This is a genomic window from Dinghuibacter silviterrae (genome assembly GCF_004366355.1).
In the GTDB taxonomy this organism is placed as follows: domain Bacteria; phylum Bacteroidota; class Bacteroidia; order Chitinophagales; family Chitinophagaceae; genus Dinghuibacter; species Dinghuibacter silviterrae.
In genome coordinates this window covers 763,801-779,583 of record NZ_SODV01000002.1, presented here as the reverse complement: position 1 = coordinate 779,583, position 15,783 = coordinate 763,801, and the positions used below count along the sequence as shown (strand labels likewise).

The window sequence follows — 15,783 nt, the reverse complement described above, 5'->3', positions numbered from 1 at the left end:
GTCGTTAGAATTTAAGGTTGATCCCCAGGTTCAGCACCCGTTGCAGGGGATAGTTTGGTAAGGACACTTCGGGATCGATCCCCTTGAAGGCTTCGTGGGTGAACAAGTTCTGGGCGCTGCCAAAAATCTTAATCCCGCCGATCTTCGCCCGCCTGAGTACGCGGTACGGCAGGTTGTAGCCGACGCTCAGGGTTTTCAGCCGCCAGAAGTCGCCGTTGTGTAAGAAATAAGACGAGTAGACGTTATTGGGGCTGTAGTTATAGTTATTGCCGCCGGCCGTCAGCCTCGGGGAAGTCGCGACGGCCGCGTTTTCCGGTATCCACCGTCCCAGGACTTGCTGATAGGCCTGGGAGTATTGGTTGTTTTGGGCGATAAAGCCTTCGTAGATATAGGGGTTTGCTTCGTATTCCTCCCGGTTGGTCACGCCCTGGAACAAGGCGCTGCATTCGATCCCCAGCACACTGAAGCCCAGCGTCAGCCCGTAGTAGATCAACGGGCGGCCCTTGCCAAGCGGGGCCTCGTCGAACTGGTTGATGATTCCGTCGCCGTTCAGGTCCGCGTACCGGAGGTCGCCGGCCTTGGGCGTATACCCCGGGATGCTGGGGCCGGTGGCCGCCGCCTGGCCCGTCTGGTAAAGGCCATTGACGATATAACCGAAGAGCTGGCCCACCGGCCGGCCCGTACGGACGTTCCAGGCGTTCTGCTCGTATTGCTCCTGCATGTACAGGACCTTGGTCTGTTGAACCGAGGCGTTACCGGTCGCGAAATAGTTGACGTTACCCACGTGGTTCTGGTAGGTCAGGGAGACCTCCGCGCCCTGGTACAGGTCTTTGCCGATGTTCTCGTTTGGATAACTGATCCCTATCAGCGCGATGTTGTCGCCCCGTTGCTGCATGACGTCGAAGTAGCGCTCGTGGTAATAGTCTCCCGTGAACAAAAGCGTATTGTGCAGGAACGACAAGTCCACGCCCCCGTCGAATTTGTCCGCCTTTTCCCAGGTGGCGTTGCTGTTGGGCAACACCTGGCTGTTGTTGGTGCCGTCTTCCGCCCAGGCGTTGACCTGGCCGCTGCTATAGGAGCTTCCGATCGCATAGGTCCCGGCCACATTCTGGTAGTGTTCCCGCCAGATATAATATCCATAATAATCTACGTTGGCGTTGCCGGTAAGGCCATAGGTGGCGCGCATCTTGAAATGATCGACCCAGGGGAAGAGGCGTTGGAAGAAGGGTTCCTTCGTGACATCCCAGCCCAGCCCGCCGGCGTAGAAAAACCCGTACTGATGTCCCGGGGCATAGCGGTTGTACCCGCTGACACTCGCGGCACCTTCGACAAAGTATTTTTGTTTGTAGTTATAGGCCACCTTGCCGTTGAAGTTGGTCAGTTGGGAAGGCAGGTCGTAGTTGAGCAGCGTGCGCTTCTGGTCGGCCATGATTTCCGCGCTAATGCCATTGTCGCCGAAGGTCCGGTCGTACCCGGCCGCCAGGCGAAAATACCGGTACCTGGCCCAGGCCGTCTGGCTGTAGAGGTTGCTTTGGGCCACCGATTTGCCGAAGCCGAGGTAGGTGGTGTCCACCCCCGCTGTGCCCTTCATCTGGTATACCTGGGTCTGGAGGCTTCGGTTGATCAGGGTTTGGGACTCCACGGAGACGTTTCCGCTGCCTTCCACCCAAAGCCCTTTGGTTACCTGGTCCAGTTTATACTTCAGGTCCAAGTTCGTCAATACGTCGTGGAGGTGGCTTTGTTCGTAACCCGAGCCCACGACTTCGGCCATGAGGTTCTGGGTGTAGTATTGGTTGCCCCCGAAGGAGCCGTCAGGATTATACACCGGGTAAGCGTTGTTGGGCGTGCTGAGGAGCCCCGCAAGGATGCTCGGGACGCCGCCGCCGGCGGCCGGGCTGGCATTGCCGTTGCTGCCGCCGGGCTGGTTCCCGTCCTGGAGACGGCCAAAGAGTTGCAACCTGACCTCGAAATTCTTATTCACGTTGACGTCGATCTTGGAGTCGATGATGTACCGCTGGAGGTCCAGGTTGGTGTTGTATGGATTGGCCGGGGACGTGACGAACATCCCCTGTTGATCCATATAGCTGACGTTAATGACATACCGCGCCACGTTTGAACCACCGGAAGCGTTCAGGTTGATCCGGCTGAGCAGTGGGTTTTTCCGGATAATGGTATTGTACCAGTTCACGTCCGGGTGGCCGTAGGGATCGGTATGGTTCCGGTAGGCGTTGAAGTCCGCCTGTGTATAGGCAACGGGTTTACCGTCGTTCAGGAGCGCCTCGTTGAGGAGGTAGGCGTATTGATAGGCAGGCAGCGGTACGGGCAGGCCCAGCGACGTCTGGGCGCCGGATTCCGCAGTGATGTCCAGGTGCGTGGGACCGGACTGCGGCTGCCTGGTCGTGATGATCAGCGCCCCCCGGGAGCTGTTCTGGCCCAGGAAAAGGTTGGACAAGGGATCCTTGAGTATAGAGATCGATTCTATCGTCCGCGGATCGATGGAATACAGTTCGCGTTGCACGCCGTCGACGATGGCGATGGGGTTCTGTCCCATGCTCTCTCCGTGTCCCCGGAGTGTGACGTTGAACTCCGAATTGTCGGTCGGGCCGGCCCCGCTGTTATTGTTCGGCACAAACGTACCCAGGAAAATGTTTTGGGAGGTGAGCGCGGATGTACTGAAGCTGGAAAAACCGGCGGTCTGATTCACATCCAGACCGGCCAGCCGTCCCGGCAGTGCGTACAAGATAGACGGGGCCGGCGTCTCCCCCACTTCGTGGGCGCCTATGGTCGAGATGGAGCCGAGGAAGGATTCGCTGGAGGTCTGGCCGTAGAGGACGTCTATTTTACCGGATGCGCTCGCCGGAAGTTCCACGGTGTCCGCTTTTTCGGCTGCCCGGCCCGGTGATTGTTGTGTCGTCAGAAAACGCTCGTTGAGCCGGACGACGACGTTTGCAGCCCCCACCCGTACCTGGGTAAAGTCAAACCGGGGGTGTTGAAAGGTGAGGGTCGACCCGGGGCCCGCGTCGATGTGGAACGCGCCGTCCTCGCCGGATACCGTAGCTGTTTTTTGTCCCTTGACGCTAACAAGCACACCTGCCAGCGGATGGCCATAGCTGTCTGTTACGATACCGCTCACCGCGGGTTTGCCGCCACCCGCCAGGACGGCCTGGCACGACAGCAAAAGGATCAGCAAGCATATTGGGAATCTGGGTGAGCGCATATCATTGGCAGTTGAAGGTGAAAGTAAAAGGAGACGAGCCCCCCGCGTATCCAACCTTGGTGGCGCCGGTGGCGTCGGTAAAGAAGTAGTGCAGGCTGTCTATGGTTTGCCCGGCGGGGACGTTGAAGAAACCCCTCGGCCATATATCGATCTGCCAGTTCCCGGTGCCATTCGGTTGCAACTGGGTCTTGCTGGTCTGCTGGCAGACCGTAATGCTGTCACCGTTGCTGGTATAGCCGGTCGCGCAGAGGTATACGCTGGTAGCGCTCGTGAGCCCGTTGTTGACGAGGCCCGCGTTGAACGGGAGCGCGATGATGTCGTTGTCCAGGGCGGTGGAGGGTGTCACGACCGAGAGCTGGGGGTGGATGAAGTCCACCAGCGTGCCTTGTCCAAATACCCGCAGGGGGGTGGTAGGGATAAAGGCGCTGTAGTACGACGTAGGCGGCCAGTTGGCGAATACGGTACTGTGCAACCCGTCGTTGCTTTCCGCGACGACATATTCCATGTTGAAAAGAAGGTTCGACTCCCCGACGGGTACCTGGATGTTGACCGTGACGGTGTACGTACTGTTGTCCGAGGTGGGGTACTGCTGGTCTGAATAGAAGGCCACCCATTCATATTCCGGGATCAGGTTGCCCGCGTGCCCGATCGTATTCATCAGGTCCGTTTGCCAGCTCAGACCGTTCCCGTTGGGTGCGGGCGTCGTCGTGGGTATGGGCGACATGCCCTGCGGTCCGTTGGAGATGTTGCTGGTAAAGGTCAACTTCGCGTTCGCGGCGGCGTTCCAGACCTTGGGCGCCAGGAAGGCCACCATCAGGTTGGCGGTGGGATTGGAGTTGGTGATGATGGTGGCGTTAAGGGTGACGTTCAGGACGCCGCCCCCGTTGACGCTGGCGGGCTGGGTTACGCTGTCGATCGTGACGGAACAGGCGACGATGACGAGGACGGCTACCGTACCGCCTATCTTCCACAAAAGGTTCCAGCGCTTTCGGCTAAGCTTGAGTGTCATGGTGAAGCGGTTTATTGGGTGACCGGTTGAAGGGTGTATTGATACGAATTCTTGTTGCAGCCCGGGCTGAACGTAAGGATCATGTTCCGGACGCCGCCTACCACGGGGAAGCTCAGCGGAGAAACAACCGCGGCGCTGTCCGTGGGCGTAAGCGTGATCGAAAACGGATATTGAGGGTCGTCGACCTTCCACTTCCCGTTCGCGGAGACCATGAAGGGCAGCAGGCTGTCGAGCGTATAGGTACTGTCCGCAAAAGTGATCCGGAATTTGGTGAAATCGAACCACTGCATCAGGTCCGTCCCGTTCTCGGTCGCATCCACGATCTGCCAGGTACCGGTGATTTTCTTGACCGGTTCCACCGGCGCCTTGAGGTTGCTCTCGACCTTACAGGCGGCCGCCATCATGACGAGCAGGGCGGCTTTGAGGATTTTGTTCATATCGGCAAGTTGAGCGCTTAGTAAAGGGGGTTTTGTTGCAACTGGGGCAGTTTTGCGATCTCCGACAGGGGGAGCGGCCAGAGGTACATGGCCTTGGAAAAGTGGTGCTGACGGACGTTGAATTCCTTGTACACCGTACCCGAACTGCTGCGGTCTATTTCCATGCCGTGCATCATCTGGTTGTCGGTCGAGTCGGCGATCATCCACCTCCGGACGTCGAAGAACCGGTTACCCTCGAAAGCCAGTTCGATCCGGCGCTCGTTCTGGATGGCCTTGCGCATGTCCGCCTGGCTGAGGTTCGTGGGGAGTTGATACGGCCTGAGCCCCGCCCGCTGACGGATGGCTTCCACCGCCTGGTAGACCGTGGTCACCGGGCCCTGGGACTCATTGGTCGCCTCGGCATAGTTGAGCAGGATCTCCGCATAACGGATCAGCGGCAGGACGCGGCTGGATGTCGGGATGTTGATTTGGATCACCCCCGTATCGATCATCTTGTTGATATAGTAACCGGTGGGTGTTCCCTGGTAGACGGCGTCCTGGCTGGACGCCACCGGCGGGCTGACGTTGGCGTTGAGGTATATCTCCAGGGGAGACGGTGCGTTGGTGCCCACCTGGGGGCGGAGCGTACTGTCGTGCATGTAGGTGTACCCCATCCGCGGATCGCGGTTCTGGTAAGGCTGGCTCGGATCGTAACCCGAATTCGGGTCGGTGATGGCCAGGCCGTTGCTCATAGGAAAGGCATCCAGCAGTTCCTGGTAGGGATGCGGACCACCCGAACCGCCCCGCGAGGGAGCGTCCCAAAGGTGCTCCAGGTAGCGGTTGGGATCCATCATGTGCGCCAGGATATACTCGGTGTTGTAGCGTTGCAGGAAGATGGACATAAACCCATACCCCAGCTTCCCGGGGATACTGTCCACGAAAAGGCTATAGGCGCCCGTAGTGATCACCGCCTGGGCTGCGTTTGCCGCCAGTACCCAACGGCTGGGGTCGGCATCCGGGTAGGCAACGATCGAGTCTAACGCCGTCCCCTGACCGATACCGCCGTTTTGGAACAGCGGGCTGGCAGCGTACAGGTACAACCGCGACTTGAGCGCCAGGCAGGCGCCCTTGCTGGCCCGGCCATAATTCGAGCCCGATTGCGTGAGCGGCAGCGCCACCGCGGCAGAATCGCACTCGGAGGCGATATAGTTGACACAGGCCCTGAAGCTGCTCCGTACCGCGCTGATCTGGGTGGCGTCGGCGTAAACGGTGTCCCCGATCAAGGGTATGCCGCCATAGTGTTCGAGCAGGATAAAATAATACCATGCCCTCAGGAAGCGGGCTTCCCCTTTGGTTTCCGCTTTCAGTTGGGCATTGAAGGGGATGATGCCCAGGTGCCGCAGGTATTGGTTGGCCGCGCGGATCATCCCGTAGGAGGTGCCCCAGGCATCGGTGGGTACCACCGTGGGCGTGACCGTCCCGAGGGCGAACATCGTAAAGCCGTTGGAGCTGGAAGCATTCGGACCCTCCGCCTCATCACAGGCAGACTCCAGTCCGGCCGCATAAGAGCCGCCGTTGAAGCGCATGGGGTCGGTGGCGAAACCGATGTTGACATAAAGATTGTTGAGGAACTCCATCGCGTAGGTACTGTCCTGGAAGACCGCGTTGGAATCCAGGTTGGAGGTCACCGTGGAGCTCAGGTAGCCGTTCTTTTTACAGGCCCCCATAGAAATGCACACAGCAAGCACCGCAGGAAGTGCAATATTTTTTCTCATAGAAAAAAAGGTTCTGTTCCGGCCGGGCAGTTCTTGCCGTCGTACCGGTCAATAGATAAAAGGTCAGAGAGGGAGGAACTATGCAGACGAATGAGGCTGGAAAAATCCCTTCATATATGCAGCAATTGTTTTAGTGTACAAGCAAACTAACCGGGATAAAAGTAGGATTAAAAATCGTTTAAGCAAACAAATTTTGTACTTTTTTGACAATTTATCTTTTAAATTTAGCAAAATAGTGCTATTCACTAGTCCTTATTTGCTCCATCCGGCCATTTCATTACATCAAAACCCTCAGTATGAAAAAAACCATCTATCTATTGCTGGGCCTCTTTTTGCTGGCCCCGGCATTCGCCCGATCTTCTGCCAAAGCCGACACCTATGAATACGTGTTCGCTTATACAGCCGTAGCCACCGGTACCCCCGACTATTATGACGTCACCGTCGGCTTCTGGCAAATGGACCTCAACACCGGTGTCGCCACGAACATCCCTGCGCCGGTCGCCTGTACCATCACCGTCACCGGCGGACCGCTTCAAGGCGATGTGCTCGACTGGCCGGCGGGTACGCTCAACGAATCCCTCGGAACGATATACTATACGGGGTCGACCAGCGCCATTATCCCGGCGAGTATATCCCCGACCACCATTTACCAAGGCATTGTTCCCCTGACGCAGCTTTAAGCTGTTTAACAACCGGATGGAGCAAATTTGGTCTTATATTGGCTCGTATGTATCCCACGCTCTCCTACCTGATCCATGACCTGACGGGCCTCGACGTCAACTTACCGGTGCCCACGTTCGGGTTTGTGGTGGCCCTCTCCTTTTGGGCGGCCTACTGGGTATTTACGCGGGAATTCAAGCGGAAAATGGCCATGGGCGGAATTCCCCCGCTTTCCGTGCACCGTCTTATGGATACCCTGCTCCTTTGTTGCGGGGTCCTCGGTTTCGCGGGAGCCGTGTTGCTGGCCATGATCGAAGACCCGCACGGGTTCCACTACAATGGGTTGAACTATTACGGCGGGCTGATCTTCGGCTCCCTGACGTACCTTGTCATCACGCGTTTCAAGGGTATCCCTTTCGCCGTTGCCGCCGACATAGGCAGCCCCGGGATGATGCTGGCCTATGGTTTGGGAAGGATCGGGTGTCACTTGTCGGGAGACGGAGACTGGGGAACCGTTCATACCGCACCCGCTCCGTACTGGCTGCCTGCCTGGGCCTGGGGCTGCCGTTACCCCCACAATGTGATCCACGAAGGGGCGTATATACCCGGATGCGGCGGCGCCTATTGTACGGAGCTGGTCGAACCGGTGTACCCTACCTCGCTTTACGAGGCGATTGCATGCCTGCTGCTTTTTGCATGGCTGTGGTTTTTGCGGCGCCGGATCACCCGGCCCGGGCTCCTCTTCGCGCTTTTTGCTTTCCTCGTGGGGACGGAACGGTTCCTCATTGAATTCATCCGCGTAACCCCCCGTTATGCTTTCTTAGGTTTGAGCCAGGCACAATACATATCATTGTTATATATTGGACTATCAATTTTTATGTACTTTTATGCTTTGAAGTCCGGCTCTAATGCCAAAATAGTGCCGATTAAGACGTGAAGTGAGTATGTCAAGACCTATACTGAAAGAAAGCCCTCCCCTGACGAAGGCCGATTGTTTTTCCATCTTTTCCAGGTATAAGACGGAATTCAATTTCCCGGTGCACTACCATGAGGAATTCGAACTGAACTTTATCGAAAGCGCCCCCGGCGTGCGAAGGATCGTGGGCAGCAGCATGGAAGAAATCAACGACCTGGAGCTCGTCCTGGTCGGGCCCAACATCCCCCATGCCTGGTTCACCCACAAATGCACCAGCGAACAGATCCTGGAGATCACCATCCAATTCCACAGGGACCTCTTCCACGAAACCTTCCTGAAGCGGAACCAACTGAATTTCGTCCGGATGATGTTCGAGCGTTCCCTGAAAGGGATCTCCTTTTCCCGGAGAACCATCGAACGGCTCGCACCCAGGCTCAAAACGCTGCCCGGTAAGGAAGGGTTTGATTCCGTCATGGAGCTCATGGGCATCCTCCACGAACTCTCCATCTCCCCCGATTCCAGGACCCTGTCGGACGACGTTAATTACAATTCAGACATGATCTATGCGGACGTACAGCGGGTGGAAAAGGTCGTGGACTTTATCAACGAACACTTTGGCCGGACGGTCCGCCTTGCTGAGGCCGCCGACCTTGTAGATATGTCCGAGACCGCCTTTAGCCGGTTCTTCAAGGCCAAGACCGGTATCACCTTCGTGGACTACCTCAACGACATCCGCATCGGTCATGCCTCCATGATGCTCATCGACACGACCACCTCCATCTCCGAAGTGGCCGCGGGCTGCGGTTTTACCAGCATCACCAACTTCAACCGGATCTTCAAAAAACGGAAAGGGATCGTACCGACGGAGTTTAGGGAGAAGCATGGGACGCCGAATAGGCGGATTTTTGTGTGATTTTACCGGCGTCACGCTTTTTTTCCGCCTCGAACTGGTGTTTCCCCGCCAGTTGATCTTCCAGGAAAGACAGGGTAAAACCTATAATAACCGGATAAGGATCCTCCGTCCCGCAATGTTGCCCCGAGGCCTTTACCACAAAGGGCAGGCATCCAAAATTCTCATGCCGGGAAGAATCGACGGCAAATATCCGGATGAGACCGGACAGTTTTTCTTTGAAATCATACACCGAGTCAAAGGGTTCGGGTTTGTCGTCCTCGTCCGGGAGGGTACTTTCCAGCCGGAGATAGGGTACAGCCAGCTTCATTCCTGCAAAATCAGCGTGATACCTTATACTGTCGAAATTCCTGTTTTCTTCCTTCGCCGGGCCATAATGGTGGAACTCCGATCCATCAAAGGATACGACGCACTTTGCAGCGGACAGCTTACCGGCCAGGATGGTCCCGGCAAGGCCGCCCCAGCTATACCCCACGACGCCAATACGGGTGGGATCGACTTCCGGGTTTTGTTTCAGTACATCGATAGCGTTAAGGGCATCCTGTACCTGCGCCATCAAGTCCACCCTGCGCATCGTCATTTCCCCGGGATATTTCGCCCCGATGGAGCTCACCGCCACGACCACCAAGCCATGCTGCGCCAACGCCTCGAAAAAAGGGAAGTTCTCATAGCTCATCCCGTTAAAGGCGGAGAGATAGACCACCAAAGGGAATCTGCCGGTCGCAGGCGCGGCACCGGCAAAACTGCGGGTCTTGGCATTCAACACCCTTGCCGAATCGGAGCAGTGCAAATGGTCGCAGAAAAGCTGGGCGATCTGCCCCCCGAGGCCATTACCAAACTTGGTGCCGGTGTAATAGTTGGCCCTTTCTTCCAACAGCCGGAAGACGTTCCGGACCGACATGGAAGTGTCCGCGGAGTTTGCTTTTGCCGGGTACCAGATGTCTATATCGATCGGCCGGAAATGCAATTCACTCCCTCTGTCCGAATTCGTGCTGTAAATCCTGGTGGTGTCTCTTAGCCGGAGCGTTTTGAAACCGGCGGTATATGCTCCGGTATCTCCGCCCGTTTGGCCGGCAGGTGTGCATACGGCGCCCGCGGGTCCGCATAAGGTCAATAGTGAGAAGGCAGCAAGGACAATATTCATCAGGCATCATTTTGATAACGCCCAAAATAGAGAACCCTTTGTTAGGGTTATCTTAAAGTCTTGTGATGCTCATTATCGGCACCGTTGGATACAACGACTGCCCGTTCTCCGGATCGCTATAGATGGCCTTTACCACGTCCATCCCCTTGACGACTTTGCCGAAGGCGGTGTACCCCAGGCTATCGGGACTGTTTTCTCCCCCATAGTCATACCCCGGCTGGTTGCCCAGGCAAATAAAGAACTCCGTGGTCGCCGTACCGGGCCCGGTGCGCGCCAGGGAGATCACCCCGTCTGTGTGCAGGATATGTGTCTGCCGTGTCGGTTCATCCGGCAACCCGGGAAGCGATACGGCCTTCGCGTGATTGGTCAGCCAGATGCCCCCTTGGATCATCTTGACAGCGCCCGAACCCGACGGCTGGTTATCCTCGCTGAGTACGCGATAGAATGACCCATTCTTATACAGCCCCGAATCGACATAGGACAGGAACGCCTTGACGGTTTTCGGCGCCTGGAGGGGATAGAGCTCGACCTCGATGTCCCCCGCCTGGGTCTGGATCAGGATATGGGGCTTGTTAGGATCGGAAGACCGGCAGGACAGGAGTCCGCAAAGAAAAAGACCACAAAGAAGAATACGCATAAAATGTCTAAATGACAGTAATTTAAAGTGAGGAGTCGAGTTTATACTACAGTGTGTCTTGTTCCATACTATCCAAATATCAAACAATATCCTATTCCACGGATCCCGGGGACAACGCATATTTGTATCGCTACAGGAATCCAATACCCTCATGATGACATTTAAGAATCCGTATCCTAGTCAAGCCCATTGGTAGGCTTTATTCCAAGGAAGGTTAAGGTAAACGGAGAAATCGTGGTGCAATCGATTTCTCCGTTTTTTTATGCCTGTTTCAGCGCCCAGCTCGGTCGTATGTAGTGACAGGTATACCCGTTCGGGTACTTCTGCAGGTAATCCTGGTGATATTCTTCCGCCACCCAAAAGTCCGTCGCGGGAACGACCTCGGTCACGATGGGGCCGGGATACATACGCGCCGCGTTGAGTTCGGCAATCAGCTTTTCCGCAATGTCCTTTTGCTGCGCATTTTCATAAAAAATGGCCGAACGATAAGAGGTCCCCACGTCGTTACCCTGGCGGTTCACGGTAGTGGGGTCGTGTATCTGGAAAAAGAATTCAAGCAACTTTCGATAGGTGATTTTCGCAGGATCGAATAGGATCTCGATGGCCTCGGCATGGGTACCATGGTTGCGGTAAGTGGCGTTGGGCACGTCCCCACCCGTATAGCCTACCGTGGTGGAGATCACGCCCGGAAGCTGACGGATGAGCTCTTCCACTCCCCAAAAACAACCGCCTGCGAGAATAGCTTTTTCGGTGGTCATTGTTTTTGCCCCAAAGGTACGAATTATCAAGGTTGCAGCTTCTTCAGGTGCTCCGCTGCATTGGTGTTGTTCGGGTTAAGCTCCAGCGACCGTTTGTAAAATTTGATGGCATTGGCCGTGTCCCCGGTGTCCTCGTACCCTTCCGCCTCACTGTCATAGTCATTCCAGCTATCCGGGTGCAGGGAAGTATTGAGCTTGAAAATCTCCAGGGACTCCTTCAGCTTCCCCTTTTGCAGCAACGAATACGCCCAGTTATTGAGCTCGTTGTCGTCCAGGGCAAAACCCGGGTGGCTTTTGGAAAGGTCGCGGGCAACGTCTATCGCGCTGGCGAAACCCCGTTTTTGCAGCCCCTTTAGCAAGAGGTTGATGGAGGACGAGAAACCAAAGCCGTCCGAGGCTCGTTCGGCCGCGGTGTAAAAGCTCTCGTTGTATATTTTATCCGCCATCCCATACAACATCCCCTGACTGGTATGGCCCATTTCGTTCGCCATGATGACCACGCCGAAGTGCCGTTCGGGATACAATATGGAACAACTGGTAAAACCAAAGGTGGTTCCGTCATGGCTCACCTTTCTTTGGCCGTCGAAATTGGTATTTAAGATCCAATTCAACCCCACCGCAAGCTGTTGGATGTTCCCCCAGGCCACCTGGTGGGAGAGGCGGACCACCGCCTCTTTTTCTTCGAGCTGGTACGCCATATAACGCGTCATGTCCTCTATGCAAGACTTTATCCCCGCAGCCGGACCCGAGTTGAGTGCGATGTACGGCATGGGTGTGCCGTTATCGTTATAACATTTTGCCAGAAGCCCCGCCTGGTCGGCAGGTATGTCGACATAGGTATGCGTCATCTGCAGCGGGTTCAGTATGTATTTTTCCACCAGGTGCTCATAGGAGTCCCCATAGATATTTTCCAGGATAAAACCCATCAACTGCGCCGCCGCGTTGGAGTGCTGCGGAATCAACCCCGGAAAGGTGTCCAGCTGCACCTGGTGGAGGTCCCTCAGGAAATCTTCCCGGCCATAGCCTTCATTGATTTTTATGACCGCATAGTACATAGAGTCGGGCGGCACTTTTTTTACCGCCTCCGTAAAGTCCGGTATATTGTTCGGAAGGTGGGAAGTGAGGTTGGCCAGATGGATCAACTGGATCGGTTGCCCTTTGTATTCCAGGTTGGGGTATTTTTCTTTCAGGTAAAGCCGGATATCGTCCGTCAGCTTTATCTTTTTGTCAACGACGGCTTGCGCCAGCAAAAGCGAGGTAAAAGTCTTGGTGATGGAACCGAGCTCGTAAAGGGTAGTCCCCGTCGCGCCATAGTTGTAGGTATGTACTTGTCCGTCCTTGATCACGCCGATCGAAAGGCTCGCCCACGGCTTTTGCGCATAGTCGGCGGCGGCGTGTTGGACGATCGTGTCCATGGGGGTGACCTGGGCGGTTGCGACGGTCGCAATGATACTTAGCAGAAGAAGGCTATACTTTAGCATTAGGGGGTGATTTTGATCGATATAACCCCCTAAGGGTGTGCCAGTTATTTAAGTTCCGGAGGATCAACTAATTGATTAGGAGTTTGGGTGTAGCGGTGTACGGTTTTGATACGGTGGGTGTTCGGGTTTGGAAATTTCATCGGAAGTCGTATTTTTGCAACTGGAATGTAGTTGCAAAGTGCTCGCAACACTCTGCAACGTAAATTCCTCCTAAAATACTCGCACTATGTATCGCTATTTGAACCCAAACACGGCAAGAGTATGTCACAAGCGGAGAAATTGGTACACCGACTGCTATCTCTTCCCAAGGACTTCACCTGGGACGAACTCATTAAAGTCTTAGCCTATTATGGCTATGTCGAACTCAAAAAAGGCAAAACCGGCGGCTCCAGGCGCAAATTTGTGGATGGCCAAAAAAACGTCATTATCCTCCACAAGCCGCACCCCGGCAATATCGTTAAAGAATACGCGTTAAAACAGGTGATCGAACACTTGCAAGAAAAGAAGAAAAATGAATGACATTTTACAATACGAAGGTTACTACGCATCTGTGCACTTCAGTTCGGAAGACGAGGTGTTCTACGGAAAGATCCTTGGTATTGACGACCTCGTAAACTTTGAAGGAGCTTCGGTAAAAGAACTCAAAAAGGCTTTTCACGAGGCGGTAGACGACTATATAGAAACCTGCAAGGAATTGGGGAAAGAACCCAATAAAACTTATAAGGGCACCTTTAACGTCCGGATCTCAACGGAGCTGCATAAGGCGGCAGCGGTGTATGCCGCGCATAACAATGTTTCCCTGAACGACTTCGTCAAGACCGCCATCCATTTCGCGTTAATGCACCAGGAGGACCTGGGCAAAGGGTTGTACGGCCGCTAATTTATTGCGCCACCAGCCGCATCTCCTTCACAATATTACTCTCCATAATTCCCCCTGCCTGCATAGTCATGAGCCCATCGTAGGAAAGCCAGCGTCCCCGGTTGACGGAAAATTCGGCCTGGGCCTTGTGGGTCATGCGCATGAAGGTCGGGGTGCTGCTGTTGGCGGAAAAGGGGGATTCGAAGCCGCCTGATACGTATTCAACCAGGTCGTATTGGATAACGGCAATGGTGTCGTCCCCCGACTTTTTCAGGTCAACCAGGGTGACCTTGTTTTTTCTAAAGGAGGAATCGCAACTGAAATTCTGGTCCATGGAGATGAGGTGTACGTCCAGGGGCCAACTGTCCCCTACCTGTATGGGTTTACCGGGCAGTTCGAATAAAAGGGCAATCAGGTTCCGCTGGTCGTTTTTGACATAAAAACTTTGGATGGTCCCGTCCTCGTTGATGGCCCCGCGGAGCATCACGCCACGGCCCATCATTTGCAGGAGGCTTGTGGTATCCTCTGTTTGCTTTTTCAAATCGAACTTCATGGCGATACCGATCAGGCCGCTCTTTTTTTCCGAGAGGTTGACGATCAGCCCTGCGTTGACCACTTCTTTTTGCAGGTTCTTTAAAACGGTGTCAAAGAGATATCTGGTGCCTCCGCTGTCTTTGCCAAATAAGATCCTGCCAAAATTTGCCCGGGCCTGGTTGGTGTCGAGCTCTTTCATATCGGCCTTATACGTGAGCACCTCCCCTGGCTGGAGCTTCCACCGGAGAGAAACTTGGGAAAGCGCGGGTACGGCCGCGAACAAAAGGAGCATCAGGAAGGAAGGTCGCATAGGGTATTTTTTTATTGCACCGTAATCTGAGAAGGGTCCGTAACCACGATCTCCGGCCGGCCCTTGTACATTTCCTGTTTGCCGGTGACGCAGATCTGTTTTCCCATATAAAACGTTTCGGGGGCGTCCTTGAACTTGGAGCGGTCCTCCCCGCGGATGACGACGGTCATCTTTTGGTTGGGATATTCGCCGCCGAGGTTGAGGAGGGTCATACCGGAGTTGTCGAAGTAGCGGCCGCCGTAGACTTTGTCGCAATAGGGGCCGGAAGCGGCCGACACGACGGCGGGGGCAGTGGCCGAAGCGGCCGAGGCAGGAGCGGCGGCGGGCGCCGCAACAGATACCGCCGGCACTGCCGGCGCCACAAAGTGCCCGCTAAAGATTTGATTGAGCAACCCCGCCAGGCGGATCCCCGCCATCTGTATCCTTTCCTTGACGATGGGTATATGGGCGTCGTAGTAGGCGTCGGGGACGGTGCGGTTTTTCATCTGGTCGACCTCGGTATACAGACGCGCGGTGATCTGGTAGCTTTCCCACATCCATTGGATCATGGAGGCGTGTTGCCATTCCTTGATGGTGGCGGAGGGGATATGGTCGTATTGGGCGGCGAGTTGTTCGTCGTTGAGCCCGCCGTGGTCGATGAGTTTGGAGTCCCAGAGGGCGTGGAGGTTTGTCCCCTGGCCGTCGTAGTTGAGCTGGATGGTGTTGCCACCCTTGTCTTCGGCGCGGCTGACGTGCATGGGCTGGTGGAGGTCTTCGACGATGTGGATGATGTATTTGAGGGCCACGGCCTTTTGTTCAATGGAGGTATGGGGGGAAACAAGGTCGTTTTCCAGTTTGCACACGGCCCAGTAGGCGTTGGGCTGGGTCATGCCCTTGACCTGGGTGGAAAAGTCGTCAAAGCTCAACCCCAGGGGCAGGTCGATGTAGTGCCAGGGGCCGTTGTTTTTGAACTCGGGCACGGAACGGACCTCGTCGGCCCAGGTGCTGGCGTCGGCGATGGACTCGTCACCTAAGATGTCATGGATGGCGGCCCGGGCGGCGGGGGTCAGGTGGTTCTCGGCGATGCGGCCGCACGTACGGTGACCGGTGACGCCCCAGGACAACAGCGCGCAGGAAAGCGCCAGAATGAAAATGGCTTTTTTCATGTCGATGGATGA

Annotated in this window: 15 protein-coding genes; 5 read left to right on the top strand and 10 right to left on the bottom strand. The window is 55.5% G+C overall.

Features of this window, described 5'->3' with window-relative positions:
• Positions 1-4: 4 nt before the first annotated feature.
• From EDB95_RS20535 to EDB95_RS20520, 4 genes are read right to left on the bottom strand one after another with little or no spacing between them, the layout of a single operon-like run.
• Complete coding sequence (locus EDB95_RS20535; RefSeq protein ID WP_133996551.1) at positions 5-3,217, bottom strand: SusC/RagA family TonB-linked outer membrane protein; 3,213 nt, start codon at positions 3,215-3,217, stop codon at positions 5-7.
• A 1-nt stretch (position 3,218) separates the two neighbouring features.
• Positions 3,219-4,226 (bottom strand): DUF4961 domain-containing protein, encoded by a 1,008-nt coding sequence (locus EDB95_RS20530; protein WP_133996548.1) that lies wholly within the window; start codon positions 4,224-4,226, stop codon positions 3,219-3,221.
• A gap of 11 nt (positions 4,227-4,237) precedes the next feature.
• A complete protein-coding gene (locus tag EDB95_RS20525) occupies positions 4,238-4,663 on the bottom strand; it encodes a DUF5004 domain-containing protein (protein ID WP_133996545.1) in 426 nt (141 codons plus the stop codon).
• Positions 4,664-4,680: 17 nt separating this feature from the next.
• Entirely contained in the window at positions 4,681-6,417 is a 1,737-nt protein-coding gene (locus EDB95_RS20520; protein WP_133996542.1) for a RagB/SusD family nutrient uptake outer membrane protein, read from the bottom strand.
• A gap of 296 nt (positions 6,418-6,713) precedes the next feature.
• Between EDB95_RS20520 and EDB95_RS20515 the strand changes: the two genes are divergently transcribed.
• The 3 genes from EDB95_RS20515 to EDB95_RS20505 are packed head-to-tail and all read left to right on the top strand — an operon-like array spanning position 6,714 to position 8,906.
• Complete coding sequence (locus EDB95_RS20515; RefSeq protein WP_133996539.1) at positions 6,714-7,097, top strand: hypothetical protein; 384 nt, start codon at positions 6,714-6,716, stop codon at positions 7,095-7,097.
• A gap of 47 nt (positions 7,098-7,144) precedes the next feature.
• Entirely contained in the window at positions 7,145-8,014 is an 870-nt protein-coding gene (locus EDB95_RS20510) for a prolipoprotein diacylglyceryl transferase (RefSeq protein ID WP_133996537.1), read from the top strand.
• Positions 8,015-8,021: 7 nt separating this feature from the next.
• Positions 8,022-8,906, top strand: coding sequence for a helix-turn-helix domain-containing protein (locus EDB95_RS20505; protein WP_133996534.1), 885 nt, complete (start codon positions 8,022-8,024; stop codon positions 8,904-8,906).
• On the opposite strand, the gene EDB95_RS20500 is transcribed toward EDB95_RS20505, so the two are convergent.
• From EDB95_RS20500 to EDB95_RS20485, 4 genes are all read right to left on the bottom strand, one after another.
• The gene (locus EDB95_RS20500; RefSeq protein WP_133996531.1) at positions 8,863-10,047 is read right to left on the bottom strand and encodes a dienelactone hydrolase family protein; all 1,185 of its coding nucleotides are present in this window, start codon (positions 10,045-10,047) and stop codon (positions 8,863-8,865) included. The genes EDB95_RS20505 and EDB95_RS20500 overlap by 44 nt on opposite strands.
• 52 nt (positions 10,048-10,099) lie before the next feature.
• On the bottom strand, positions 10,100-10,684 hold the full coding sequence (locus tag EDB95_RS20495) for a peptidylprolyl isomerase (RefSeq protein WP_133996528.1): 585 nt from the start codon (positions 10,682-10,684) through the stop codon (positions 10,100-10,102).
• 260 nt (positions 10,685-10,944) lie between these two features.
• Positions 10,945-11,442, bottom strand: coding sequence for a peptide-methionine (S)-S-oxide reductase MsrA (msrA, locus tag EDB95_RS20490; RefSeq protein WP_133996525.1), 498 nt, complete (start codon positions 11,440-11,442; stop codon positions 10,945-10,947).
• A 26-nt stretch (positions 11,443-11,468) separates the two neighbouring features.
• Positions 11,469-12,923, bottom strand: a complete 1,455-nt coding sequence (locus EDB95_RS20485) for a serine hydrolase domain-containing protein (RefSeq protein WP_133996522.1) — start codon at positions 12,921-12,923, stop codon at positions 11,469-11,471.
• Between the two features lie 261 nt (positions 12,924-13,184).
• Here EDB95_RS20485 and EDB95_RS20480 point away from each other — a divergent pair, with 261 nt between their 5' ends.
• Together EDB95_RS20480 and EDB95_RS20475 are read left to right on the top strand one after the other, a co-directional pair.
• Positions 13,185-13,442 (top strand): type II toxin-antitoxin system HicA family toxin, encoded by a 258-nt coding sequence (locus EDB95_RS20480; RefSeq protein WP_133996519.1) that lies wholly within the window; start codon positions 13,185-13,187, stop codon positions 13,440-13,442.
• Positions 13,435-13,803: a type II toxin-antitoxin system HicB family antitoxin gene (locus EDB95_RS20475; protein ID WP_133996516.1), complete on the top strand. Its 369-nt coding sequence runs from the start codon at positions 13,435-13,437 to the stop codon at positions 13,801-13,803. Before EDB95_RS20480 ends, EDB95_RS20475 begins: the two co-directional genes overlap by 8 nt.
• 1 nt (position 13,804) lies before the next feature.
• Here the strand turns inward: EDB95_RS20475 and EDB95_RS20470 are convergent, their stop codons facing one another.
• A complete protein-coding gene (locus EDB95_RS20470; RefSeq protein ID WP_133996513.1) occupies positions 13,805-14,626 on the bottom strand; it encodes a hypothetical protein in 822 nt (273 codons plus the stop codon).
• A gap of 11 nt (positions 14,627-14,637) precedes the next feature.
• Positions 14,638-15,771 carry a S1/P1 nuclease gene (locus EDB95_RS20465; protein ID WP_133996510.1) on the bottom strand — a complete coding sequence of 378 codons (1,134 nt, stop codon included), beginning with the start codon at positions 15,769-15,771 and terminating at the stop codon, positions 14,638-14,640.
• Positions 15,772-15,783 lie beyond the last annotated feature (12 nt).